Genomic DNA, 25,318 nt, shown 5'->3' with positions numbered 1-25,318 from the left:
CTGCACAAGACATTTCCTAGTGAACGCTCCAAATATACAGGTCATCGCGCCACGCAAGAAGGGCCGTCCGCTCTCGTTCGACCGCGACGCGGCCCTGCACAAAGCCATGCTGCTGTTCTGGGAACACGGCTACGAAGCGACATCGCTGAACGACCTGACGTCGGCGCTGGGCGTCACCCCGTCGAGCATTTATTCCGCGTTCGGCGACAAGAAGGGACTGTTCTTCGATGCGGTGGGTTTATACCTGTCCGGGCCCGTCACGCTGGAGAGCATGCTGGCGCAGGCGCCCAGCGCACGCGCGGCGGTGCAGACCATACTCGAGGGCGCCGCGATCGGCTTTACGGGCGAGACCACGCCATCGGGCTGCCTGCTGGCCAGCGCCGCCCTGAGCTGCTCGGAGAGTGCGGCCGACGTCCGCCAAACGCTGGGCGCAATTCGCCAGGGAATGGAAGCGCAGCTGCGCGACCGGATCGTGTTGGGGATAGAACGTGAGGAACTGCCGGCGCAGGCCGACGCCGACGCCCTCGCGGGGATGACGATGGCCGTCGTCCAGGGCATGTCCACGGCGGCGCGCGATGGCGCGCCGCGCGAAAAGCTGCTGCGCATCGCGGCGGCCGCGCTGGCCGCCTGGCCGCACTAATTTACATTACATTGCCAGCGCTTTTTCGATCTTCGCCACCAGTACCTTGTCATCCGGCGTGACTTTGCTCGGGAAGTATTCCAGCACCTTGCCATTGCGGTCGATCAGGTACTTCGTGAAATTCCATTTCGGCTCTTCACCAGTGGCCTTGATCAGGCTTGCGTGCAGCGGATTGGCCTGTGGACCTTTGACTGAGCTCTTGGCGAACATCGGGAACTTGACGCCGTAGGTGTTGAAGCAGAAGTCGGCGATTTCTTTCGCGCTGCCCGGCTCCTGCTTGCCGAAGTCGTTCGACGGGAACCCGAGTACCACCAGGCCGCGCTTGCCATACTTGGCGTACAGCGCTTCCAGGCCCTGGTACTGGGTCGTGAAGCCGCAGTAGCTGGCCGTGTTCACCACCAACACAACCTTGCCGGCGTACTGGCACAGGTCCTGCGGTACATCGTCCTGCAGGCGCTTGAAACTCTGGTGCAGCACGGCGGGACAGGACGTCGGCATCGCGGCCGGCGCGGCGGGCGCGGCGGCCTGGCCTGCAGCGTAAGCGGGCAGCGACGCAGCGACGGCAAACAGGGACAGCAGCAGGGCAGGCAGTTTCATGATGGTCTCGATCCGGTAGGGTTGTTTTGCCGTCATTGTAGCCCAGGGTTTGGGCTTACGCGCCCAGCATCCGATGCTCGATTTTCAGGCAGCGGTTCATAATCACATCCAGGCCGGCATCGCGCGCCAGCCGGGCCGCTTCGTCGTTTTCGATCGCCAGCTGCATCCACAGGCAGCGCGCGCCGACGGCGATCGCATCGCCTGCGATGGGGACGATCGCGTCCGGTTTGCGGAAGCAGTCGACGATGTCGATGGTGACGCCGGCATCCAGCGACGCGGCCGCATCCTGCAGCGTGGCGAAGACGGGTTCGCCCAGGATCTGCTGGCCGGCGCAGGCTGGGTTGACCGGCAAAATCCGGTAACCGTGGTCCTGCAAATAGGCGGCCACCTCGTGGCTGGCGCGGTCCGGCTTGTCGGACAGGCCGACCACGGCGATGGTTTTAGCGTGCTGCACAATCTGCGCGATCGTTTTCATGGTGCTCCAACATGGAAAGAGATCGCGCCAGCGTAGCAGATGTTTACTGCATGCCGCGCTCGGTGAAGGTTTTCAGGTACGCCGCCGCCTTCGGATTGACCGCGTTCCACTTCGGTGTCTGCGGATTGTTGGCGATCTGCCAGAGCGCCAGCGCGACGGTGCGGTCGACCGCTGCCATGTTCTCGTAGTCGATCTTGTCCCAGCTGTCGGTGGCCTTGTGATAATCGGGGAAGGCGTACGCCACGCTGACGGTGTGCGCAGGGATGCCCTGGTCGGCCAGCGCCTGGTTGTCGCTGTAGGCAAAGTATTTGTCGCTGTTGACCGCGTGCTTGGTGACGGCGACGCCGGTGGCCTCCCCCGCCTGGCGCAGCGTGGCGCCGACATCGGAAAAGTCGAAGCCAGTGACGGCGAACGCCATTTTTTGCGGACCTTCGCTGTCGTCGGTCCGTCCGACCTGTTCCAGGTTGATGCCGGCGACGGTTTTTGCGATCGGCACCAGCGGATGCGCGCCGTAGTAGCGCGAGCCGACCAGGCCGTGCTCTTCGCCAAAGACCGTCATGAAGACGATCGAGCGCTTCGGCCGCACCCCATGGGCTGCGAACGCATTCGCCAGTTCGATGACCGACACGGTGCCGCTGCCGTCGTCATTGGCGCCGTTGTAAATCTGGTCGCCCGCGCCGTCCTTCTTGCCGAGATGGTCGTAATGGGCGGTGACGAGGATGTAGCTGTCCTTCAGAACCGGGTCGGAACCGCGCAGGATGCCCACCACATTGCGCACCTTGACTGGATCAGGCGCCACGGCTGGCGCGGTCTTGGAACGGCGCGGGTCGATCTGGGTCCAGTCGGCGGTCTGAAAGTAGCCGTCGTCGCCGAGCGGCTCGAGGCCGGCGCGGCGAAACTGGGCGGCGATGTACTCGGCGGCGATGTCGAGGCCACGCGACGGCGTGCCGCGTCCTTCCAGCGCATCGGACGCGAGGAAGGACAGGTTGCCGCGCATGGAGCTGGCGGAGATACGTTCGAGCAGCGGCGCGGTCGCCGGATCCAGCGCCGCAGCGGTCGAGAGCAAAGGGGCCGCAGCAAAAGCGGTGACGATCAAGCGGCGCAACAAGGACATGGATTCTCCGATAAAATGATTGAAAGACGGCGCGGTTACGGCAGCCTGGTGCCGCGCAGCTGGACGCCATCCTGATGCAGGACCAGCACCGGTGCGCCGGTCGCGGCATCATTCTCGGCATGCAGTTCCGCCGCCACGACTTTAGCAAAGAATACCGTCTCGCTGGCCGGGAAAATTTCGAGTTTCGGCTCGCGCGTCGGCGTCGCGAAATAACGGTCGCCTTCGCGCGTCAGTTCCAGCACCATGGTCGGGTGCATCTGGTAGCGCCCCACCAGCTTGTCGAAGGTGGCCGGCGCCAGCTTGACAACGGCGCGCTCGGGCGGCAAGCCACCCACGCGCGGACTGACTTGCGGCTCGCCGTCGCTCAGCAAGGTCATCGACACGACGGCGCCCTCGCTGTTGCGGGAATATTCAAACCAGTCAAGCTGGCCAGGTATGGAAAAACCCGTCGGGGAAAACGCGGACAACAGGACCGGCGGCCGCCCGGTGCGCTGCATGCTCAGCGTGGCGCCCTCGCGGCGCACGATGCGCTGGGTCTTGTCGTCTATTTTGTAGGTCCCGACATAGGCATCGAGCGCTTTGGCGTCGAGCGTGACCGGGGCATGTTCCGCATAGGGCTTGCCCACCGCCAGCGCCACCAGCTTTTTGGCGACGGTGTCCGGCTTGGCTATGCCGCTGTCGGTATTGTGCAGCACGACGACGTACACGTGCGCCGACGGTACCCGGATTGCCGAGGTGCTAAAGCCGTTGATGCCGCCGTCGTGTCCGATGGTGGGCACGCCGCGTACGGTGCCGTTGCCCCAGCCGTAGGCATAGCCGGACACCTTGCCGTCCGTGAGCGTCGTCTTGGCAAAGGCGCGCTGCCAGGTGGCCGGCTTGAGCAGTTTGCCCGACGCGACGGCAACATCCCAGCGCGCCAGATCGTCCACCGTCGAGACCAGTGCGCCGGCCGCATACGGCTGCGTCATGCTCAGCGGTGCGCTCGGCTCGAAGCCCTTGTCGGCCTTGGTATGGCCGGCCGCGAACGTCGCCTTGCCATGCTGCTTGCCTTCATAGGCCGTGTCGTTCATGCCAAGCGGCTTGAAGATGCGCTGTTCGAGGAAGTCGGCATACGACTGACCCGAGACTTTTTCAATGATCGCACCGAGCAGAAAATAACCCGAATTACTGTAGCGGTAAGCCGACCCGGGATCAAAATCGAGCGGGAGGTTCTTGAAGCGGTCGATCATCGCCGCGACGCTGACATCTTCCGTCATGCGCGCCTCAAAATCGGGCTGCGACGTATAGCTGGCGATGCCCGAGGTATGGTTCAGCAGATTTTCTACCGTGATGCGTTTTCCCCTGGCCGGATAGTCGGGCAGGAAGCGTGTGATGTCGTCATCGAGCTTGATTTTTCCTTCATCGACCAGCAGCAGGATGGCAGTCGACGTGAACTGCTTGGTGATCGACCCGAGGCGCAGCTGCATGTCCGGCGTCATGGGCGTCCCCTTGGCAGCGTCAGCCAGGCCGTAGGCTTTGCGGAAGATAGTCTTGCCGTCTTTGGCCACCAGCACCACCGCGCCCGGCTCGTTCGGCTTGTAGTACTGGCCGATGGCCGCATCGATCTGCGCGCTGCTCAAGGCCGGTACGGTGACTGGTGCCGACGCTGTCTGTGCGCTGGCGGAGAAGGCATGGATGGCGACGGCAAGAACAAGACAGATCTTCAACATGTGCGGCATGGCGATGCACTCCTCGGTGTGGGTCGAGTGTTGACTATATTGCAGGGTTGGCACATTGACTCGCGTTCTGCGACGAACAGGCAAAACGGGCACACAGGCGGTCGATTCAGTCTGCTGGACATCGAACCGCTGCGCAAACGAAAAAAAAGGCAGCCGAAGCTGCCTTTCCTGTCGATTACCGCTGAACTTAACGTGTCTTGCGCAAACGGGCAATGGCTGCCAGTTGGGCAATCGCCGTTGCCAGCTCGGCTTGCGCCTGGGCGTAGTCGATTTTCGAATCGTTGTTGAGCATCAGCTCTTCGGCCGCTTTTTTGGCCGCAGTTGCTTTTGCTTCGTCCAGGTCGGCGCCGCGGATTGCGGTGTCGGCCAGGACCGTCACGGTGTTCGGCTGCACTTCCAGGATACCGCCAGCGACGAAGACAAACTCTTCTTCGGCTTTGCCGACAACCTTGATGCGTACCGCACCCGCCTTGATGCGCGTGATCAGCGGGGTATGGCGAGGATAAATCCCCAGCTCACCCGCTTCACCTGGCAACGCGACGAATTCGGCTTCGCCTGAAAAAATCAGGTGTTCTGCCGATACCACGTCTACGTGAATAGTATGTGCCATGCGTGTCCCGTCTTAAGTGAAAGCTTCTTAGGCCAGTTTCTTGGCTTTTTCGATGGCTTCGTCGATCGTGCCAACCATGTAGAACGCTTGTTCCGGCAGGTGATCCAGTTCGCCCGATGCGATCATTTTAAAACCCTTGATCGTGTCTTTCAGAGAAACGTATTTACCTGGTGCGCCGGTAAACACTTCAGCGACGTGGAACGGCTGCGACAGGAAACGCTGCATTTTACGTGCGCGCGCGACCAGCAGTTTGTCGTCCGGAGCCAATTCGTCCATGCCCAGAATCGCGATAATGTCGCGCAATTCTTTGTAGCGCTGCAAGGTACCCTGGACAGCGCGCGCGGTGTCGTAGTGTTCCTGGCCAACGATCAATGGATCGAGCTGGCGCGAGGTCGAATCGAGTGGATCGACCGCTGGGTAGATACCCTGCGATGCGATGTCACGCGACAGTGCGACGGTCGAGTCCAAGTGAGCAAACGTGGTTGCTGGCGATGGATCGGTGTAATCATCGGCAGGCACGTACACGGCCTGGATCGAGGTGATCGAACCGGTCTTGGTCGAGGTGATGCGCTCTTGCAGACGGCCCATCTCTTCGGCCAGCGTTGGCTGGTAACCCACAGCCGATGGCATACGGCCCAGCAGTGCGGACACTTCGGTACCGGCCAGCGTGAAGCGGTAGATGTTGTCGACGAAGAACAGAACGTCCTTGCCTTCATCACGGAACGCTTCAGCCATGGTCAGGCCGGTCAGCGCCACGCGCAGACGGTTACCAGGCGGCTCATTCATCTGACCGTAGACCATGGCAACCTTGGAGTTCTCAGGGTTTTCCAGGTCGACCACTTTGGCATCAGCCATCTCGTGGTAGAAGTCGTTACCTTCACGGGTACGCTCACCGACGCCGGCAAACACGGACACGCCCGAGTGTGCTTTTGCGATGTTGTTGATCAGTTCCATCATGTTGACGGTTTTACCAACACCAGCGCCGCCGAACAGGCCGACTTTACCGCCTTTTGCGAACGGGCAAACCAGGTCGATCACCTTGATGCCGGTTTCCAGCAGGTCTTGCGATGGCGACAATTCGTCGTACGCAGGGGCCGTGCGGTGGATCGAGGCCATGCGCTCGTGGCTGACCGGACCGCATTCGTCGATCGGGTTACCCAGCACGTCCATGATACGACCCAGGGTCGCGACGCCAACTGGCACCATGATCGGGCCGCCGGTGTTTTGAATCATCATGCCGCGACGCAGGCCTTCGGAGCTACCCAGCGCAATGGTACGCACCACGCCGTCGCCCAGCTGTTGTTGTACTTCCAGGGTCAGCTCGGAGCCTGCCATTTTCAGTGCGTCGAAAACCTTCGGCATTGCATTACGTGGAAATTCCACGTCAACCACTGCGCCGATACACTGAACGATTTTGCCATCAGCCATGTTCGTTCCTTCAGATATGTTTAAATTCTTGATCAATCGCGAGGGCGGCGCCCTCTGCAACAAAATTAGACAGCAGCTGCGCCAGCCACGATCTCGGACAGTTCCTTGGTGATCGCTGCCTGGCGGGCCTTGTTATAGACCAGCTTCAGCTCACCGATGACGTTCCCTGCGTTGTCGCTGGCCGACTTCATCGCCACCATGCGCGCCGATTGCTCGGACGCCAGGTTTTCTGCGACAGCCTGGTACACCAGCGCTTCCACGTAACGCACCAGCAGCTCATCGATCACGGTCTGCGCATCCGGCTCGTAGATGTAATCCCAGCCGTGGCTACCACGGTCGGCTTCGAGCTTGTTGGCAGGCAGCGGCAGCAACTGCTCGACCATCGGTTCCTGCTTCATCGTGTTGATGAACTTGGTGTAGCACAGGTAAACCGCGTCCAGCTTGCCGTCCTGGAATTCATCCAACATGACCTTGACGGGTCCGATCAGTTTGTCCAGGTGCGGCGTATCGCCGATTTGCGTCACGCTCGATACCACCTTGACGCCGACCCGGTTCAGGAAACCCAGGCCCTTGTTGCCAATGGCGACTGCTTGAATCTTGTTGCCAGCTGCTTCCAGCTCGCGCGACTGTTGCGTCACCAGGCGCAGGATGTTGGTGTTCATACCGCCGCACAGACCTTTATCGGTCGTGACGACGATGAAACCAATCCGCTTCGCTGCCGTGCCCTTGGCTTTCGCCATGAACGGGTGCGTGTACTCTGGATTCGCTGTAGCCAGATTGGAGGTGATATTCCGAATCTTGTCACTGTAGGGACGAGCGGCCCGCATCCGGTCCTGCGCCTTGCGCATTTTGGACGCGGCGACCATTTCCATCGCCTTCGTGATCTTCTTCGTATTTTCTACGCTCTTGATCTTGCCACGTATCTCTTTGCCTGATGCCATGAGTCCTTACTCCTTGTTGACTTCAATATTTCAATTCGTACTAGTTTGGGGCGGACAGCGCTGACCCAAGGCCCGCGCCGTCCGCCTGACTATTTAGACGAACGATTTCTTGAAGTCTGCGACAGCTGCGGACATGGCGGCTTCGCCGTCTTTGTCCAGTTGCTTGGTCGATTCGATCTTGGCCAGCAGGTCCGCTTGCTTGGTCTTCAGGTACGCGTGCAGGCCGGCTTCGAATGGCAGCACTTGTTTCACTGGCAGGTCATCGAAGAAGCCCTTGTTCACAGCGAACAGCGACGCCGCCATCAGCGAGATCGACAGTGGCGCGTATTGCGGCTGCTTGAGCAGTTCCGTCACACGGGCGCCGCGGTCGAGCTGTTTGCGGGTCGACTCATCCAGGTCGGAAGCGAACTGCGCGAACGCAGCCAGTTCACGGTACTGGGCCAAGTCATTACGAATGCCGCCGGACAGGTTTTTGATGACCTTGGTCTGGGCTGCACCACCAACGCGCGACACCGAGATACCGGCGTTAATCGCTGGACGCACACCGGCGTTGAACAGCGACGTTTCCAGGAAGATCTGGCCGTCGGTAATCGAAATCACGTTGGTTGGCACGAAGGCCGACACGTCACCCGCTTGGGTTTCGATGATCGGCAGTGCCGTCAGCGAACCGGTTTTGCCGGTCACGGCGCCGTTGGTGAATTTCGACACGTAGTCGGCGTTCACGCGGGCTGCGCGCTCGAGCAGGCGGCTGTGGAGGTAGAACACGTCGCCAGGGTACGCTTCGCGACCTGGTGGACGGCGCAGCAGCAGCGAAATCTGGCGATAAGCGACAGCTTGCTTGGACAGGTCATCGTAGACGATCAGTGCATCTTCGCCGCGGTCACGGAAGTATTCGCCCATGGCGCAACCGGAGTACGGGGAGATGTACTGCATTGCAGCGGACTCGGAAGCCGATGCGGCCACGACGATGGTGTATTCCATCGCGCCGTGGGTTTCCAGCGCGCGCACGATGTTCTTGATGGTCGATGCTTTCTGACCGATCGCGACATACACGCAGGTCACGTTCTGACCCTTCTGGTTGATGATGGCGTCGATCGCGACAGCCGATTTACCCGTCTGGCGGTCACCAATGATCAGCTCGCGCTGGCCACGGCCAATTGGCACCATCGCGTCGATAGCCTTGATACCGGTCTGCATAGGCTGCGACACGGATTCACGGGCGATCACGCCTGGGGCAATCTTTTCGATCGCGGCGGTCAGCGTGGTGTTGATTGGACCCTTCCCGTCGATCGGCAGGCCCAGTGCGTTGACCACACGGCCACGCAGTTCAGGACCGATCGGCACTTCCAGGATGCGGCCGGTGGTTTTGACGATGTCGCCTTCCGAGATGTGCTCGTAAGCACCCAGAATGACGGAACCGACCGAGTCACGCTCGAGGTTCATTGCCAGGCCAAACGTGTTGCCTGGGAATTCCAGCATCTCGCCCTGCATCACGTCCGACAGACCGTGAATACGGCAGATACCGTCGGCTACGGAGATAACCGTGCCTTGATTGCGCACTTCAGCGGAACCTTCAATGCCCTGGATGCGGCTTTTGATCAGTTCGCTGATTTCTGATGAATTAAGTTGCATGCTAACTCCTAATAGTTTCTTGATGCGTAGGGCAAGGGCGTTGGACCCTGGCGACTGTGCGAATGTTCTTTACGACGCCAGCGCAACATGCATCTGTTGCAGGCGGGCGCGTACCGAGGTATCGAGCACTTCGTCGCCAACGACCACGCGCACACCACCGATCAGGGATGGATCCACGGTGACCGATGGGTTCAGCTTGCGGCCAAATTTCTTTTCCAGCGAGGCGAGCAGCTCGGCGACTTGCGCCTGCGACATCTCGAAAGCACTCTGGATGTCAGCATCCGCGGCGCCTTCCTGGGCGTTTTTCAGCACCATGAACTGGGCGCCAATTTCTGGCAGCAAGGTCATGCGGCGATTTTCGATCAGCATCGCGATGAAGTTTTTCGCTTCAGCGCTCAAAGGTGTCTTGACCAGCGCCGCAATCGTGTCCGCCAGCTGGGCTTGCGTCACGCTCGGGTTGCTGGCAAACGCCTGGAGATCCGGGTGTTCGCCGAGCTGGGTCAGCTCGGAAACCACTTCGGACCAGACTGCCATGTCGCCGGACTGGGCAACGCGGAACAGCGCTTCGGCATACGGACGGGCGACGGTTGCGATTTCAGCCATGATTACAGCTCGGTCGACAGTTGGGCCAGCAGATCAGCGTGAGCCGATGCGTTGACTTCACGCTTGAGGATCTGCTCGGCGCCTTTGACAGCCAGACCGGCGACCTGGGCGCGCAGTTCTTCGCGTGCTTTGTTCACTTGCTGGTCAGCGTCGGCACGGGCTTGCGCCATGATGCGGGCAGCTTCAGCCGTTGCGTTGGCCTTGATTTCGTCAGCCACCATCGTCGCGCGCTTCTCAGCGTCGGCGATGCGTTTCTGGCCTTCGTCACGTGCAGTTGCCAGTTCGGCTTGCACGGTTTTTTGGGCAGCAGCCATGGCTTGCTTGCCCTGGTCGGCCGCGGCCAGACCTTCAGCAATTTTTTTTGCGCGCGCGTCGAGCGAACCGATAATCGGTGGCCACACATATTTTGCGATGGCCATCGCGAGGATCAGGAACACGATCGCTTGCACGAACATTGTCGAATTTAAATTCACAGCTTTTTCCTTCTCAGATAGACGTACGCCGGGCCGGCAGAATCGCGAGCCCGGCTTATGAGAAATCAGCGTTTAGAACGGTGGCGCGGCGAAAGCGAACATCATCGCGATACCAACACCGATCAGGAATGCAGCGTCGATCAGACCAGCCAGCAGGAACATTTTGGTTTGCAGGGTGTTCATCAGTTCAGGCTGACGCGCCGACGCTTCGATGAATTTACCGCCCATGATGCCGATACCGATACATGCACCAACCGCACCCAAACCAATAATCAAACCGCAAGCCAGCGCAATGAAAGCGACGTTAGTCATCAAAAACTCCTAAAAATTAAAAAAAGGTTAAAACATTAAAAGATAAAACGGCGATCAACTACCTGCAAAACTTAGTGACCTTCGTGAGCCTGGCCGATGTACACCAGCGTCAGCATCATGAAAATGAAGGCTTGCAGAGGGACGATCAAAAGGTGGAACAATGCCCATCCAGTTCCCAGCAATACCTGCAAACCGGCCAGCGCGACGCTTTGGGTGGTAAAACCAACCCAGGTAGCGCCCAGCAGAGCGATCAACAGGAACAGCAATTCGCCGGCAAACATATTGCCGAAAAGTCGCATGGACAACGAAACAGTGCGTGCAGCGTATTCAATGATGTTGATGAACAGATTCGGCAGCCACAGGGCAGGATGGTGACCAAACGGCGCGGTGAACAAACCCTTGATGAAGCCGCCGAAGCTGTGGATCTTGATGCCGTAGTAAATCATGAAGAAGAACACCACCAGACCCATGCCGAAGGTGCCGTTCAGGTCGGCCGTAGGCACGACGCGGAAGAACGGTTCATGGCCTTCAGCCGTGTGCAAGCCAGCCCAGCGGAAAGCGGTAGCGAACAGGTCGACTGGCAAAAAGTCCATCGAGTTCATCAGCACGACCCAGACCAGCACGGTCAGTGCCAGTGGCGCAATAAACGTACGGTTGCCGTGCACGATCGATTTGGATTGGTCTTCGACCAGCTCGACGAGCGACTCGAACGCGTTCTGGAAACGGCCCGGCACACCTGCGGTCGCGCCTTTGGCGGCGGCACGCAACAGCAAGAACGTCACCAGCGCCAACAGCACCGACCAGAAAATCGTGTCATAGTTAATTACGTGGAAGTCGACGATCGACGTCTGCGGACTCGAGCGCCAGTGCCCCAGGTGGTGAGTAATATAGCTGCTCGAGGTGACGACGTGCTCGCCAGCCTCAGGTGCCACATGTGCGACGGTTTCAGTTGCCATGGTCAGTGCCTAAACAATAAGATGATGTAACTTTTGAGTGCCACGATGAAGCCGCACAGCAGCGCGAGCCAGTTCAGATCGTGGTACAGCCAGGCCACGGCGCCAAGCAGCGCCACGGTCATTGCAATCTTTATAAATTCACCGATGAAGAACGTGCCCGGATTGGCCTGGCCGCGCCGCGCGCTGGCAAACAGGCGCAAGGCAAACAGACTGTTCGGGACGACACAACATAAACCGCCCAGCACCGCCGACAGCGCCGCAGGCAAGCCCCCCAACAGTGCGGCGATCACGCCGGCGACTGCTGTCGCGATCAATTGCAGGGAGACTATGCGCAACATTTTTTCTTCTTCGCGCCAGCCAGATTGGTACAGGTTTACGGTGTGGTAATTACATGAATCAGCGGGATTATAAGTGTTATCACTGACGCGAGTCAAACGCTTCGGCTGCGTGTATCGGCCTGATGCGGCATGAATGATACGTTACCAATGTTGGCTTGACAGAAAGTTTTATGCATATCTGGCGCGCGGGGGGTGGGCTGTGGTGGTGCCGCGCTTGCTTCTTCATAGTGCGTGGCAGGTGCCCGCCACGCACTTGGATAGTGCCGGCGGCCAAATTACGCGCGTAACCTGGCCAGTACCCCATCGAGAATGTCCAAATCGGCAAAGTCGATAATCATTTGGCCCCTGCCCTTCGCGCCCATTTTAAAAGCGACCGGCGTGGCCAACTTGTCAGACAACTCCTCTTCCAGTCGTACGATATCGCCGGCCTTTTCTTTTAGGCGCGAGCCTGGCGTCTGCTGGTCTTCTTCCTGCGAACGCGTGACCAGCTTTTCGGTATCGCGCACCGACAAGCGTTTCGCGACAACCTGGTTGGCCAGATTGATCTGGCTGGCGCTGTCGACGGCCAGCAGCGCGCGCGCGTGGCCCATGTCGATGTCGCCGGCCATCAGCATGGTTTGCACCGGCGCTGCCAGGTTAATCAGGCGCAACAGGTTCGACACCGCGCTGCGCGATCGGCCGACGGCGTTGGCCGCCTGCTCATGCGTAAAACTGAAGTCCGAGATCAAGCGCGCGATGCCCTGCGCCTCTTCCAGCGGATTCAAGTCTTCGCGCTGGATGTTTTCGATCAGGGCCATCGCGGCGGCCGACTGGTCGTCCACTTCGCGCACCAGCACCGGGATCACTTCCAGGCCGGCGATCTGCGCCGCGCGGAAACGGCGTTCGCCGGCGATGATCTCGTAGCGTTGGGTTTTTCCGTCGGTGTCGATCGGCCGCACCAGCACCGGCTGCATGATGCCCTGGGTTTTGATCGACGCGGCCAGTTCGTTCAGTGCGCCTTCGTCCATGCGCGTGCGTGGCTGGTATTTACCGGCCTGCAGCTGAGTTAATGCCAGCGAGGTCGGCAAGTCTGGCACGGCCGGCTCCATGTCGCTGCCGCCTAGGAGTGCATCGAGGCCGCGGCCCAGTCCCTTGAGTTTTTTGGTTGCCATGATTGTGCGTTCTCTTGATTACATTGTCTTGATACGTTCAACCATCTCGGCGCCAAAGGCGATGTAGGCCTGCGCACCTTTCGACGTCGGATCGAACACCACGCCCGGAATGCCGTACGACGGCGCTTCGGCCAGCCGCACGTTGCGCGGGATGATGGTCTTGAAAACCTTGTCGCCGAAGTGCTGCTCGAGCTGGCCGGACACCTGCTGCGACAGCGTCATGCGCGGATCGAACATCACGCGCAACAGGCCAATGATTTTCAGGTCCGTGTTCAGATTGGCATGCACCTTCTTGATCGTGTTGACCAGGTCCGACAAACCTTCGAGTGCGTAGTACTCGCACTGCATCGGAATAATCACGCCGTTCGCGGCACACAGGCCATTAAGCGTGAGCATCGACAGCGCGGGCGGGCAATCGATCAGAATGAAATCGTAATCTCCTGCGACCAGTTCCAATGCATCCTTGAGGCGGCGTTCGCGCTTGTCGAGTTCGACCATCTCCACTTCCGCACCGGCCAGTTCGCGGTTCGATGGCAGCACATCGAAGCGCCCTGCTTCCGAGCGCATGCGTGCACTGGCAACATCGGATTCACCAAGCAGCACTTCGTAGGTCGATCCCTTCAGTGCCGCCTTGTCGATACCCGCGCCCATCGTCGCATTGCCCTGCGGATCCAGGTCGACCAGCAGCACCCGCTGGTTCAGTTTGGCCAACCCTGCCGACAGGTTGACGCTGGTCGTGGTCTTGCCTACGCCACCCTTCTGGTTTGCTACGCAAAATATTTTCGCCATGTATGCTCTGTTTAAAAATTCAACGACAACGGATCATACCGTTTATTTCATAAATATCAACACTACTGTTTTAATCGAATAAACTATATGTATGGTTTATTTGATTTATACCATTTAGTTTGATTTGGCGATCAATACCAGGTGACGCTCGGCGTCGAGTTTCGGCACTTTTAATGGTCTCAATTCTGTGATGTACCATGGAGCTGGCACCCGCTGCTGCTCGTCGGTTGCCGCCACCCCTTTCAGGGCGATAAATTGCCCGCCCTCGGCCAGCAGATGCCCGGACCAGTTGACGAAATCGGACAGGTCGGCGAAAGCGCGCGAGGTGATCACGTCGAACGGTTCCTTCACTTCCAGCTGCTCGACCCGTTTCGTGTAGACCGTCACGTTGGTCAGCCCCAGTTCCGCTTTCACCTGCGTCAAAAACGCGGTTTTCTTGTGGACCGTGTCGATCATGGCCACTTTCCTGTCGGGCCGGCAGATTGCCAGCACCATGCCGGGCAAGCCGCCGCCGGCGCCGACGTCGAGCACGTTTTTGGCGTCTGCGAAGGCTGGCACAGCGGCCAGCGAATCGAGCAAATGGTGCGTGACCATCTGCATCGGGTCGCGCAGGGAGGTCAGGTTGTAGACGGCATTCCACTTGAACAGCAGCCCCAGGTAATCCATCAGCTTGGCGATCTTGTCGCCGCTCAGGTCGAGTTGCATCTCTTCGATGCCGTCGACCAGCACTTGCGCCAGTACGGCGCGGTCAAAATGCTTCATTGCGCCAGTTCCTCATTGAGTGTCGTAAAACCCTTGGCGCCCCGTTTTTTCAGGTGCACCAGCAGCAGCGAGATCGCGGCCGGCGTGACACCGGAAATGCGCGAGGCCTGGCCCAGCGTTTCGGGCCGCTGTTTATCCAGCTTCTGGCGCACTTCCACGGAGAGGGCCGCAATGTCCAGGTAGTTAAACGCGTCCGGCAATTTGAGATTTTCAAAATGGTCGTGGCGCTCGACTTCCTTGGCCTGGCGGTCGATATAACCCGCGTATTTCAGCTGGATTTCGACCTGCTCTTTGACCGCGGCATCCTCGACACCGGGGCCGGCCAATGCCGCGCCTTCGATTCCCTGCATGCTCATCAAGGTGTCATAGGCAACGCCCGGACGGCGCAGCAAATCGGCCAGCGAATACTCACGCTCGATCGGCTGACCGACCACGCGTTCCGACTCGGCGGCGGCCAGGATGCGTGGATTGACCCACGTCGAACGCAGGCGCTCCAACTCGCGCGCGACCGCTTCGCGCTTGGTCTCGAAGGCGGCCCACTGGGCCTCGCCAACGCAGCCGAGCTTGCGGCCAATTTCGGTCAGGCGCATGTCGGCATTGTCTTCGCGCAGGCTGAGGCGATACTCGGCGCGGCTGGTGAACATGCGGTACGGTTCCATCACACCTTGCGTGGTCAGGTCATCGACCATCACGCCGAGATATGCTTCGGCGCGGCCCGGCGTCCAGGCATCCTTGCCCTGGGTTTGCAGTGCCGCATTGATACCGGCCAGCATCCCTTGCGCGGCCGCTTCTTCATAGCCGGTGGTGCCGTTGATCTGGCCGGCGAAATACAGGCCGGCAATCGCGCGCGTTTCCAGCGACGCCTTTAAACCGCGCGGGTCGAAATAATCGTATTCGATGGCATAGCCGGGACGCAAAATAAAGGCGTTCTCCATGCCCTTCATCGAACGCACCAAGGCGATTTGCACGTCGAACGGCAGGCTGGTCGAGATGCCGTTTGGATAGTATTCATTGGTGGTGAGACCTTCCGGCTCGAGGAAAATCTGGTGCGAATCTTTCGACGCAAAACGGTGAATCTTGTCTTCGATCGACGGGCAGTAACGCGGACCCACACCTTCAATCACACCCGTGTACATCGGACTGCGATCGAGCCCGGCGCGGATGATGTCGTGCGTTTGCGAATTCGTGTGCGTGACCCAGCATGGCACCTGTCTCGGGTGCATGGCGGCATTGCCCATGACCGAAAACACCGGTACCGGATCGAGGTCGCCACCCTGCTCGGCCAGCTGCGAAAAGTCGATGCTGCGCCCATCGATGCGTGGCGGCGTGCCGGTTTTCAGGCGGCCCTGCGGCAATTTCAATTCTTTCAGGCGCGCAGACAAGGACAGTGCCGGTGGATCGCCGGCGCGGCCTGCCGAGTAATTCTGCAGGCCGACGTGGATTTTGCCGTCCAGGAAGGTGCCCGCTGTCAGCACGACGGCCTTGGCACGGAAGGTCACGCCCATCTGGGTGACGGCGCCGACGACGCGCTCGCCTTCCACCAGCAAGTCATCGACCGCTTGCTGGAACAGCCACAGGTTCGGCTGGTTTTCCAGGCGCGAACGGATCGCCTGCTTGTACAGGATGCGGTCGGCCTGGGCGCGGGTGGCGCGCACAGCCGGTCCCTTGGACGAGTTCAGGATGCGGAACTGGATGCCAGATTCGTCGGTGGCGATGGCCATGGCGCCGCCCATGGCGTCGACTTCCTTGACCAGATGGCCCTTGCCGATGCCGCCGATGGAGGGGTTGCAGGACATCTGTCCCAGCGTTTCAATATTGTGCGTCAGCAGTAAAGTCTTCTGACCCATGCGCGCGGAAGCCAGCGCCGCTTCGGTGCCGGCATGGCCGCCGCCGACGACAATGACGTCAAATTCAGTGGAAAATAGCATTTTGGGAAGTGTCAAGCGAGGAGTGTAAGCAGCGATTATAGAGTCTTTTCGTTCCCGTAACTTCTTCTCCGCAGTTTACGCCGCCGTTTTGTTCCACGTGGAACACAGTACATTGCCCTCATTTTCGACGTTCCACGTGAAACAATCTCGTGTAACCTGTCCCTTCACCTCACGGACAAGGCCTCTCCATGACGAACTTCACGTTTAGCACGGTGCCCCACATCATCTCGGAAATCGGGGGCAGCACCCGACTCGGCAGTATCTGTACGGATCACTTTCCACAAGTACGCAGCGCAATGCTGATCACCGACGCCGGATTTTTAGGGACCGGACTGGTCGCCCGGCCAGAGCACAGCCTTGTGGAAAATGGCATCACTGTGCACGTGTATTCGAAGGTCGTCGCCGATCCGCCGGAAGCGGTCGTACTGCAAGCTGTCGACTTCGCCAAGACCCACAACATTGACCTGGTCATCGGCCTCGGTGGTGGCAGCTCCATGGATGTCGCGAAATTGGTGGCGGTGCTGGCCGGCAACGCCCAAGCGATCACGCAGATCTATGGCATCGGCAACGTCAAAGGACAACGCCTGCCACTGGTGCAAGTCCCCACCACCGCAGGTACCGGCTCTGAGGTCACCAACATCGCGATCGTGACAACCGGTGCGAGCACCAAGTCCGGCGTCGTTGCGCCACAACTGTATGCCGACATCGCGATCCTCGACGCCACCTTGACACTCGGCTTGCCGCCCTTGGTGACAGCAGCAACCGGCATCGACGCCATGGTCCACGCCATCGAAGCCTTTACGAGCAAGCATAAGAAGAACCCCATGTCGGACATGCTGGCCCGCCAGGCCTTAACGCTCCTGCACAAGAATCTGCTGACGGCATGCACAGACGGGCAAAACCTCGCCGCTCGCCAGGCCATGCTGCTCGGCGCATGCTACGCCGGCCAGGCCTTCTCGAATGCGCCAGTCGCAGCCGTGCATGCCCTCGCCTATCCGATCGGCGGCGTGTTCCACGTCCCACATGGTTTATCCAACGCGCTGGTGTTGCCCCACGTCCTGCGCTTCAACGCGTCCCACGCCGCCACGCAGTACGCGGAGCTGGCGGGTATCGTGGCGCCGGATGCAAGCGGATCGGATGAAGCGAAAACAGCGGCGCTCATCTTGGCGATGGAACACATCGCCAAGATGACGGGGATCGCGACCACGCTGCGCCAGGTGGGTATCACGGAGAACGACCTGGACCGCCTGGCCGACGACGCCATGCTGCAGACACGGTTACTCGGCAACAACCCGCGTACGGTGACGCGCGTAGATGCGCACGCGATTTATCGTGCAGCCTTGTAATATCACCGCTCATGCCAGCTTGCGTTTTTTGCCGCCGGCCGCGATAAGAGCGCCAATCTCCCCGACGATGCCACGCCGGAACAGCAAGACGCAGGCGATAAAAATCAGGCCGGTGACCATGCCCACCGATTCGCCCAGCGTCGAAAACCATTCGATCCCGGTGGTATTCACGAGAAAGGTCCCGACATCGCCCAGCTTGTTTTCCAGCGCAATGATGATGAACGCGCCGATGATCGGGCCGACCAGCGTGCCCATGCCGCCAACCAGTGTCATCAGGATGACCAGGCCCGACATCGTCCAGTGCACATCGGTCAGCGTTTCAAAACCCAGCACCAGTGTCTTGGTCGCGCCCGCCAAACCGGCAAGCGCAGCGGACAACACGAACGCCAGCAATTTATAACGGTCGACGTCGTAACCAAGCGAAATGGCGCGCGGCTCATTTTCCTTGATGGCGCTGAGCACTTGCCCAAACGGCGAGTGAACAATGCGCACGATCAATGCAAAGCCGGCAATGGCGATGGCCAGCACGACAAAGTACATGGTCAGATCGTTGGCCAAATCGAGGGCGCCAAACAATTTGCCACGTGGAACACCTTGTAGACCGTCTTCGCCGTGCGTCGCCGGAGAACGCAAGGCGACGAAATACACCATCTGCGCCAGCGCCAGCGTGATCATCGAAAAATAAATACCCTGGCGCCGAATGGCCAGCATGCCCATGACCAGGCCGATCAGGGCGCCAGCAGCGGTGCCAAGCACCAGCGCCAGCTCGGGCGGCAAGCCCCATACCGTCAAGGCGTGACCGGCAACATAACCGGCGCTGCCAAAAAAAGCGGCATGTCCGAACGACAGCAAACCTGTGTAGCCAATCAGCAAATTGAAGGCACAGGCAAACAGCCCGAAGCACAGCAACTTCATCAGGAACACGGGATAGCCAATGAAAGGGGCTGCCAGGGCAACGGCCAGGGCGATAGCGATAGCGATTTTCTTGTTCATGGACGGGCCTATTTTTCTTTGCCAAACAAGCCGGCGGGACGCAACAGCAGCACGATGACCATCACGACGAACACCACCACCTCGGAACCTTCCGGGTAATACACGCGCGTCAAGCCTTCGATAATGCCCAGCCCCAGGCCGGTGAGGATCGAGCCCATGATCGAACCCATGCCGCCGATCACCACCACGGCGAACACGACGATGATCAGGTTCGACCCCATCAGTGGCGTCACATTGATCACGGGCGCCGCCAGCACCCCGGCAAAGCCCGCCAACGCGACCCCGAAGCCGTAGGTCAAGGTCACCATCAGCGGCACGTTGATGCCGAATGCTTCCACCATCTTCGGGTTCTCCGTGCCGGCGCGCAGGTAGGCGCCCAGTCGCGTCTTTTCGATGACGAACCAGGTTGACAGGCAGACGCCAAGCGAGGCCAGCACCACCCACGCGCGGTAATTCGGCAGCATCATGAAGCCGAGGTCGGTCACGCCCGACAGAGCAGCGGGCACTTCCATGGTCTGGCCTGAAACGCCGAAGAAGGAGCGGAACACGCCTTCGAGCAAGAGCGTGATGCCGAAAGTCAGCAACAAGCCATATAAATGGTCGAGTTTATAAAGCCAGCGCAGCATGGTTTTTTCGATGACGATGCCGACGATGCCGACCGCCAGCGGGGCGACCAGCAACATCACCCAGTAGTTCATGCCGAACGTCGTCACGCCGATGTAGGCGAAAAACGCGCCCATCATGTACAGCGCGCCGTGCGAAAAGTTGATGACATTGAGCAGGCCAAAGATCACCGCCAGTCCCAGCGACAACATCGCATAGAACGAACCGTTGACCAGCCCCAGCAGCAGCTGGGGCAGCATGACCTGGAGAGGTTTGCCGAAGATTTCCATGGGCGCCAGACAATAGAGGTCAATAAAAAAACGCCGGCGAATGCGCCGGCGCCGTATTTTCTACACCATCACTTCCAGCTGGCGCACTTGGTTTCAGCCTTGGTCAGATAAGCCTCGTTGCCGGGAATGGTGGCCACCAGCTTGTAGTAATCCCATGGATATTTCGATTCGGACGGCTTTTTTACCTGCATCAAGTACATATCGTGCACCATGCGGCCATCGGGACGAATCTCGCCATTCTTGGCGAACATGTCATTGATCTTGGTCTTTTTGAGGTGCGCCATGACCTTGTCGGCATCGTCACCGCCCACCGCCTTGACGGCATTCAGATAATTCGTCGCCGCCGAGTAATCCGCCGCCTGCAGCATCGACGGCTCTTTTTTCATCTTGGCGAAATACCGTTTCGACCAGGCGCGCGTTTCCGCATTCGCGTCCCAATACCAGCCGTCGGTCAGGAACAAGCCCTGCGTGGCATTCAGTCCGAGCGTGTGGATATCGTTGATGAATACGAGCAAGCCGGCCAGTTTCATGTTCTTGGTGATCCCGAATTCATTGGCTGCCTTGGTGGCATTGATGAAATCGGCGCCGGCATTAGCCAGGCCCAGCACCTGCGCTTTCGAGGTTTGCGCCTGCAACAGGAAGGACGAAAAGTCAGAGGCCGACAGCGGGTGCTTGACGCTGCCCACCACCGTGCCGCCATTGGCTTTCACGACATCGGTCGTGTCTTTTTCCAGCGACTGGCCGAATGCATAATCGGCAGTCAGGAAATACCAGGATTTACCGCCCTGCTTGACCATCGCCGTGCCAGTGCCGCGCGCCAGCGCGACGGTGTCGTAGGCGTAATGCACGGTGTACGGCGAGCACTGTTCATTGGTCAACTGCGCCGAGCCGGCGCCGATCGAAATAAATACTTTTTTCTTTTCCAGTGCGACCTTGGCCATGGCCAGGTTGGCGCCGGAATTGGTGCCCCCGATGAGCATGTCGACGCCCTGCTGGTCGAACCACTCGCGTGCTTTCGACGACGCAATATCCGCCTTGTTCTGGTGGTCGGCCACGATGAACTGGACTTTTTTGCCATTTACCTGGCCACCCAGGTCGGCAATCGCCATCTTGACGGCTTCGGCGCCGCCATTGCCGTCGACGTCGGAATACACGCCAGACAAATCGGTGAGCATGCCGATTTTGATGATGTCGCCCGATATCTGGGCGTGGGCTGGTGTGATCAAGGTGCAGCTGGCAGCGGCGGCGAGAGCGAGGGCGTGACGTTTCATATTGTCTCCAAATGGTGGTTGAATCTACAACTCTAGTTTTGGGGTGGGGCTGACTACACGCCCAGCAACTCGGTCAGGAGTGGCATCTTGGCGTTCAATTCGGCTGAAGCAATGGTTTCCACGATCTGGCCGTGTTCCACCACGTAAAACCGGTCCGCCAGGGGTGCGGCGAAGCGGAAATTCTGTTCCACCATGACGATGGTGTAACCCTTCGCTTTGAGGGTCGTGATCATGCGCGCGAGACTTTGCACGATGACCGGGGCGAGACCTTCGGAAATTTCATCGAGTAACAGCAAGCGTGCACCCGTGCGCAGGATGCGCGCAACCGCCAGCATTTGCTGTTCGCCGCCGGACAGGCGCGTGCCCTGGCTATTCCTGCGTTCCAGCAAGTTGGGAAACATGGCGTAGATCTCGTCGAGCGCCATGCCCACTTCCCCTTTCAGCACGGGTGGCAACATCAGGTTTTCTTCGGTCGACAGCGAGGAGAAAATCGCCCGCTCTTCCGGGCAATAACCAACGCCCAGATGCGCGATTTTATGGGTCGGCAAGTTAATCGATTCGACGCCATTGATCTTGATGGAACCGGTGCGGGTGCCGGTCAGGCCCATGATGGCGCGCAAGGTCGTGGTGCGGCCAGCGCCGTTTCGGCCCAGCAGCGTGATGACTTCGCCTTGGTCGACCGAAAAATGGACGTTGTGCAGGATGTGCGACTCGCCATACCACGCTTGCAGATTCGAAATCTCGAGTGCCGCCGCCATCAATGGGCTCCTTCCAGCATGGCTTCCACGGTGCCCATGTAGGCCTCCATCACCTGCGGATTTTTTGATACTTCCGCATAATTTCCTTCCGCCAGCATGGCGCCGCGCTGCAATACCGAGATCCGGTCGCAAATGCCGGAGACGACATTCATATTGTGTTCGACCATCAAAATCGTGCGTCCCACTGATACTTTTTTAATCAAGGCGGTGACGCGGTGCACGTCTTCGTGGCCCATGCCCTGGGTGGGTTCATCGAGCAGCATCAATTCCGGCTCCATGGCCAGCGTCGTCGCAATTTCCAGCGCGCGCTTGCGACCGTAAGGCAAATCGGCGGTGACGGTGTCGGCAAATGTTTCCAGGTCGACTTCCGCCAGCAATTGCATGGCACGTTCATCCAGGCGAGACAAGCTGCGTTCGCTTTGCCAGAAATGAAAACTCGACCCCAAGGCGCGTTGCAGGCCGATGCGCACATTTTGCAGGACGGTCAAATGGGGGAAAACAGCGGAAATCTGGAAGGAGCGGATGATGCCCATGCGGGCAATCTGGGCTGGCTGAGCCCGGGTTATATCGCGGCCATTGAACAGGATCTGGCCGCTGGTGGGCACCAGGAACTTGGTAAGTAAATTGAAGCAGGTGGTTTTGCCGGCGCCGTTCGGGCCAATCAGGGCGTGGATATGACCACGCTCGACTTGCAGGTTGACGGCACTGACAGCAGTGAAGCCCTTGAACTCTTTGGTCAAGTTCCTCGTTTCGAGTATGACGTCTGACATGGTGTCTCCATTGTCGTTTTTATGCTGTCGTGATAATTTTTAATTAATAATACAGAGTCGGCGTCAGAGCGACAACACAGTATAACTACCTAGAAAATCAGGCCGGCACGGCGATGGTTTGCGGGGTGTTGCGGTGCGCCGCAATGATCATCTGTGCGGCTTTTTCCGCAATCATGACGGTCGGCGAATTGGTATTTCCCGACGTAATATTTGGCATGATCGACGCATCCACCACGCGCAATCCCGCCACGCCGCGCACCTTCAATTGGCTGTCGACGACTGCCATCGGGTCGTGCAAGGCCCCCATTTTGCAGGTGCCCACCGGGTGGAAAATCGTCGTGCCGATCGTGCCTGCCGCCTGCGTCAATTCTTCCTCGGTCTGGTAACTTGCACCTGGCTTGAATTCTTCCGGCTGATATCTGGCCAGGGCTGGTGCCGCCACGATGGCGCGCGTGATTCGGATTGCATCGGCTGCTGTGTGGCGATCGAGGGCTGTACTCAGATAATTTGGCGTGATTTTTGGCGCCGCATAACTGTCGTTCGAGGCAATGCGCACGTGGCCGCGCGAGGTCGGACGCAGGTTGCACACACTGGCCGTAAATGCGGGAAAAGCGTGCAAGGGGTCGCCGAATTTTTCCAGCGACAGCGGCTGCACGTGATACTGCAAATTTGGCGTGCTTTGCCCCGGATCGGATTTGGCAAAGGCCCCCAATTGCGACGGCGCCATCGACATCGGCCCGCTTTGGCGCAACGCATATTCGAGGCCTATCATCATCTTGCCGTACCAGTTGGCCGCGCTGGTATTGAGCGTTTTGGCGCCCTTGATTTTATAGACCATGCGCAGCTGCAAATGGTCCTGCAAATTCTCGCCCACGCCGGGCGCGTCGACCAGTGGCGCAATGCCGTGTTCGGCCAGCAGTGCGGCCGGCCCGATGCCGGACAATTGCAAAATCTGGGGCGAACCGATGGCACCGGCGCACAGCAGCGTTTCCAGGTCCGCCATCGCGGTGTAGGCCTTGCCGCCGCCCGTGAATTGCACGCCGCGGCACACCACGCCCCGGTCGGTTTTTTCCAGGATCAGCTGTTCGACATGGCAGCCGGTCATGACCGTCAAATTCGGTCGCCGCGTGGCCGGTTTCAAGAATGCTTTCGCCGTATTCCAGCGGATGCCGCGTTTCTGGTTGACTTCAAAATACGCGCTGCCAGCGTTGTCGCCGCGATTGAAATCGTCGATTTTCGGAATACCAACTTCGCTGGCCGCGTCGCGAAAGGCATCGAGGATGGGCCAGGACAAGCGCTGCTTTTCGACGCGCCATTCACCGCCATGGCCATGGTGTGCAGCGTCGCCTTTGTGATGATGTTCGCTTTTGCGAAACAGTGGCAAGACCTGGTCCCAGCGCCACGCGACGTCGCCCGTCACATCGGCCCAGTTGTCGTAGTCGCCCGCCTGGCCGCGCATATAAATCATGCCGTTGATCGAGGAACAGCCGCCCAGTACTTTGCCACGCGGGTACATCAGCGCCCTGCCACCCAGGCCTGGTTCCGGTTCAGTCTTGTATAACCAGTCGGTGCGGGGATTGCCGATGCAGTGCAAATAGCCAACCGGGATATGGATCCACACATAATTGTCGCGCCCGCCTGCTTCGAGCAATAAAACGTTCATGTCCCGGTCGTTGGAGAGACGGTTGGCCAGTACACAGCCGGCACTGCCGGCCCCGATGATGATGTAATCGTATTGACCTGCAGATTCCAATGCGTGCTCCTCGGTGTTAATTGTCCTGCATCTCGCTAACTAAAGTGTATACCAGCGTGGCCGCCGGCATGGCGCGCGCGCGATCCACGCCGGTACCGGCCCACAGCGACATCCATTCCGGATCGTGATTGGTCCCGGCCGCGGCCCGGATCGAGCCGGTCAGGGCATTTTGGACGGGGTACGGCGGCACCTGGCTTTCGACGGCTGCCATCTCGCGGATAAACCGGTTCTCGATGCCGCGTGCGTAGCGGCCGGAAATGGCGCGCGTCAAGCGCGTGGGCTTGGGCTGATGGTCCAGCAAGCGCGCCCGATAGGCAGAGTGAATGCCCGCTTCATCCGTAACGAGGAAGGCGGTGCCCATTTGCACGGCCACGGCGCCCAGCGCCAGCGCAGCGCGAATGTCGGCACCATCCATGATGCCGCCGGCAGCGATGACGGGAATCGCCAGGGCGTGGGCGACGGCGGGCCACAGCGACTCGCCCGTCAATGTCGCATCTTCCTGGCGCCCGATAAACGTGCCGCGGTGACCGCCTGACTCGATGCCGGATGCCACCACGGCGTCGGCGCCCGCTTCCTGCCAGGCCATGCCCTCTTCCACCGTGGTCACTGTGCCGATGACCAGGATGCCCGCTTCATGCAGGCGCGCGACTTGTTCCTTGCTCAAAATCCCGAACGTAAAACTGGCGACGGCAGGTTTGATGTCGAGAAAAGCGTCGAACTGGGCGTTGAAATCCTGGCACCAGCTCGCTGGCCGCGGCAGGCTGTCCCAACCCAGCGCCGACCAGGCCGGGCGCAACAACTCGGCGGCCTGGTCGATGTCCGCATCCGAGGGCGCCGGCGTCTGTTGCACGAACAGATTCAGGCAAAACGGCCGGTCGGTGAGAGAGCGGATGCGCGCCGCCTGTTCAACGATGGTCTCCGGCGCTAACAAAGACACTGCCAGCGAGCCGAGCGCGCCGGCATTCGAGACGGCAGCGGCCAATTCCGGCGTGGAAGCACCACCAGCCATGGGTCCCTGAATGATCGGGTAAGTCAATAACGCTGCGAGATCGGGCATATCGTCCTCC

The 25,318-nt window shown here is 59.6% G+C and carries 26 protein-coding genes; 2 read left to right on the top strand and 24 right to left on the bottom strand.

What is annotated here, in order from left to right:
- The first annotated feature begins 19 nt into the window (after window positions 1–19).
- The gene (locus tag V6M87_RS07175; RefSeq protein ID WP_332875915.1) at window positions 20–640 is read left to right on the top strand and encodes a TetR/AcrR family transcriptional regulator; all 621 of its coding nucleotides are present in this window, start codon (window positions 20–22) and stop codon (window positions 638–640) included.
- A gap of 6 nt (window positions 641–646) precedes the next feature.
- On the opposite strand, the gene V6M87_RS07170 is transcribed toward V6M87_RS07175, so the two are convergent.
- From V6M87_RS07170 to mnmG, 17 genes are all read right to left on the bottom strand, one after another.
- Window positions 647–1,237, bottom strand: coding sequence for a glutathione peroxidase (locus V6M87_RS07170; protein ID WP_332875914.1), 591 nt, complete (start codon window positions 1,235–1,237; stop codon window positions 647–649).
- A 55-nt stretch (window positions 1,238–1,292) separates the two neighbouring features.
- The gene (locus V6M87_RS07165) at window positions 1,293–1,712 is read right to left on the bottom strand and encodes a CoA-binding protein (RefSeq protein WP_332875913.1); all 420 of its coding nucleotides are present in this window, start codon (window positions 1,710–1,712) and stop codon (window positions 1,293–1,295) included.
- A 43-nt stretch (window positions 1,713–1,755) separates the two neighbouring features.
- On the bottom strand, window positions 1,756–2,826 hold the full coding sequence (locus tag V6M87_RS07160; RefSeq protein ID WP_332875912.1) for a M28 family peptidase: 1,071 nt from the start codon (window positions 2,824–2,826) through the stop codon (window positions 1,756–1,758).
- 35 nt (window positions 2,827–2,861) lie between these two features.
- Window positions 2,862–4,544, bottom strand: a complete 1,683-nt coding sequence (locus tag V6M87_RS07155; protein ID WP_332875911.1) for a serine hydrolase — start codon at window positions 4,542–4,544, stop codon at window positions 2,862–2,864.
- A gap of 187 nt (window positions 4,545–4,731) precedes the next feature.
- Window positions 4,732–5,154, bottom strand: coding sequence for a F0F1 ATP synthase subunit epsilon (locus V6M87_RS07150; RefSeq protein ID WP_332875910.1), 423 nt, complete (start codon window positions 5,152–5,154; stop codon window positions 4,732–4,734).
- Window positions 5,155–5,181: 27 nt separating this feature from the next.
- The gene (atpD, locus tag V6M87_RS07145; RefSeq protein ID WP_332875909.1) at window positions 5,182–6,582 is read right to left on the bottom strand and encodes a F0F1 ATP synthase subunit beta; all 1,401 of its coding nucleotides are present in this window, start codon (window positions 6,580–6,582) and stop codon (window positions 5,182–5,184) included.
- A 65-nt stretch (window positions 6,583–6,647) separates the two neighbouring features.
- Window positions 6,648–7,523, bottom strand: coding sequence for a F0F1 ATP synthase subunit gamma (gene atpG, locus V6M87_RS07140; protein WP_332875908.1), 876 nt, complete (start codon window positions 7,521–7,523; stop codon window positions 6,648–6,650).
- A 93-nt stretch (window positions 7,524–7,616) separates the two neighbouring features.
- A complete protein-coding gene (gene atpA, locus V6M87_RS07135) occupies window positions 7,617–9,155 on the bottom strand; it encodes a F0F1 ATP synthase subunit alpha (protein WP_332875907.1) in 1,539 nt (512 codons plus the stop codon).
- Between the two features lie 69 nt (window positions 9,156–9,224).
- Window positions 9,225–9,758 carry a F0F1 ATP synthase subunit delta gene (locus V6M87_RS07130; RefSeq protein ID WP_332875906.1) on the bottom strand — a complete coding sequence of 178 codons (534 nt, stop codon included), beginning with the start codon at window positions 9,756–9,758 and terminating at the stop codon, window positions 9,225–9,227.
- Between the two features lie 2 nt (window positions 9,759–9,760).
- Entirely contained in the window at window positions 9,761–10,231 is a 471-nt protein-coding gene (locus V6M87_RS07125; RefSeq protein WP_332875905.1) for a F0F1 ATP synthase subunit B, read from the bottom strand.
- A gap of 72 nt (window positions 10,232–10,303) precedes the next feature.
- Complete coding sequence (gene atpE / locus V6M87_RS07120; protein ID WP_332875904.1) at window positions 10,304–10,543, bottom strand: F0F1 ATP synthase subunit C; 240 nt, start codon at window positions 10,541–10,543, stop codon at window positions 10,304–10,306.
- Between the two features lie 71 nt (window positions 10,544–10,614).
- The gene (gene atpB / locus V6M87_RS07115) at window positions 10,615–11,475 is read right to left on the bottom strand and encodes a F0F1 ATP synthase subunit A (RefSeq protein WP_442920562.1); all 861 of its coding nucleotides are present in this window, start codon (window positions 11,473–11,475) and stop codon (window positions 10,615–10,617) included.
- A 26-nt stretch (window positions 11,476–11,501) separates the two neighbouring features.
- On the bottom strand, window positions 11,502–11,837 hold the full coding sequence (locus V6M87_RS07110; RefSeq protein ID WP_332875902.1) for an ATP synthase subunit I: 336 nt from the start codon (window positions 11,835–11,837) through the stop codon (window positions 11,502–11,504).
- A gap of 275 nt (window positions 11,838–12,112) precedes the next feature.
- Complete coding sequence (locus tag V6M87_RS07105; RefSeq protein WP_332875901.1) at window positions 12,113–12,988, bottom strand: ParB/RepB/Spo0J family partition protein; 876 nt, start codon at window positions 12,986–12,988, stop codon at window positions 12,113–12,115.
- Window positions 12,989–13,006: 18 nt separating this feature from the next.
- The gene (locus V6M87_RS07100) at window positions 13,007–13,777 is read right to left on the bottom strand and encodes a ParA family protein (RefSeq protein ID WP_332875900.1); all 771 of its coding nucleotides are present in this window, start codon (window positions 13,775–13,777) and stop codon (window positions 13,007–13,009) included.
- Window positions 13,778–13,891: 114 nt separating this feature from the next.
- Entirely contained in the window at window positions 13,892–14,539 is a 648-nt protein-coding gene (rsmG, locus tag V6M87_RS07095) for a 16S rRNA (guanine(527)-N(7))-methyltransferase RsmG (protein ID WP_332875899.1), read from the bottom strand.
- Window positions 14,536–16,467 (bottom strand): tRNA uridine-5-carboxymethylaminomethyl(34) synthesis enzyme MnmG, encoded by a 1,932-nt coding sequence (mnmG, locus tag V6M87_RS07090; protein ID WP_332875898.1) that lies wholly within the window; start codon window positions 16,465–16,467, stop codon window positions 14,536–14,538. The genes rsmG and mnmG overlap by 4 nt, the downstream gene beginning before the upstream one ends.
- Window positions 16,468–16,655: 188 nt before the next feature.
- On the opposite strand from mnmG, the gene V6M87_RS07085 reads away from it, so the two are divergent.
- Window positions 16,656–17,813, top strand: a complete 1,158-nt coding sequence (locus tag V6M87_RS07085) for an iron-containing alcohol dehydrogenase (RefSeq protein ID WP_332875897.1) — start codon at window positions 16,656–16,658, stop codon at window positions 17,811–17,813.
- Between the two features lie 9 nt (window positions 17,814–17,822).
- Here the strand turns inward: V6M87_RS07085 and V6M87_RS07080 are convergent, their stop codons facing one another.
- The 7 genes from V6M87_RS07080 to V6M87_RS07050 all read right to left on the bottom strand — a co-directional run bounded on the left by V6M87_RS07080 (window position 17,823) and on the right by V6M87_RS07050 (window position 25,308).
- The gene (locus tag V6M87_RS07080) at window positions 17,823–18,806 is read right to left on the bottom strand and encodes a branched-chain amino acid ABC transporter permease (RefSeq protein ID WP_332875896.1); all 984 of its coding nucleotides are present in this window, start codon (window positions 18,804–18,806) and stop codon (window positions 17,823–17,825) included.
- Window positions 18,807–18,814: 8 nt separating this feature from the next.
- Window positions 18,815–19,699: a branched-chain amino acid ABC transporter permease gene (locus V6M87_RS07075; protein ID WP_332875895.1), complete on the bottom strand. Its 885-nt coding sequence runs from the start codon at window positions 19,697–19,699 to the stop codon at window positions 18,815–18,817.
- 68 nt (window positions 19,700–19,767) lie between these two features.
- Window positions 19,768–20,970, bottom strand: coding sequence for an ABC transporter substrate-binding protein (locus tag V6M87_RS07070; protein ID WP_332875894.1), 1,203 nt, complete (start codon window positions 20,968–20,970; stop codon window positions 19,768–19,770).
- A 53-nt stretch (window positions 20,971–21,023) separates the two neighbouring features.
- The gene (locus V6M87_RS07065) at window positions 21,024–21,728 is read right to left on the bottom strand and encodes an ABC transporter ATP-binding protein (protein ID WP_332875893.1); all 705 of its coding nucleotides are present in this window, start codon (window positions 21,726–21,728) and stop codon (window positions 21,024–21,026) included.
- Complete coding sequence (locus V6M87_RS07060; protein ID WP_332875892.1) at window positions 21,728–22,498, bottom strand: ABC transporter ATP-binding protein; 771 nt, start codon at window positions 22,496–22,498, stop codon at window positions 21,728–21,730. The genes V6M87_RS07065 and V6M87_RS07060 overlap by 1 nt, the downstream gene beginning before the upstream one ends.
- 97 nt (window positions 22,499–22,595) lie before the next feature.
- Complete coding sequence (locus V6M87_RS07055; RefSeq protein ID WP_332875891.1) at window positions 22,596–24,251, bottom strand: GMC family oxidoreductase; 1,656 nt, start codon at window positions 24,249–24,251, stop codon at window positions 22,596–22,598.
- 16 nt (window positions 24,252–24,267) lie between these two features.
- A complete protein-coding gene (locus V6M87_RS07050) occupies window positions 24,268–25,308 on the bottom strand; it encodes an NAD(P)H-dependent flavin oxidoreductase (protein WP_332875890.1) in 1,041 nt (346 codons plus the stop codon).
- Window positions 25,309–25,318: the final 10 nt, after the last annotated feature.

Source organism: Massilia sp. S19_KUP03_FR1, assembly GCF_036688685.1.
GTDB lineage: Bacteria > Pseudomonadota > Gammaproteobacteria > Burkholderiales > Burkholderiaceae_D > JALYUM01.
Note: the sequence above shows the minus strand (reverse complement) of the source record. Positions and strands in the feature narration are given on the sequence as shown.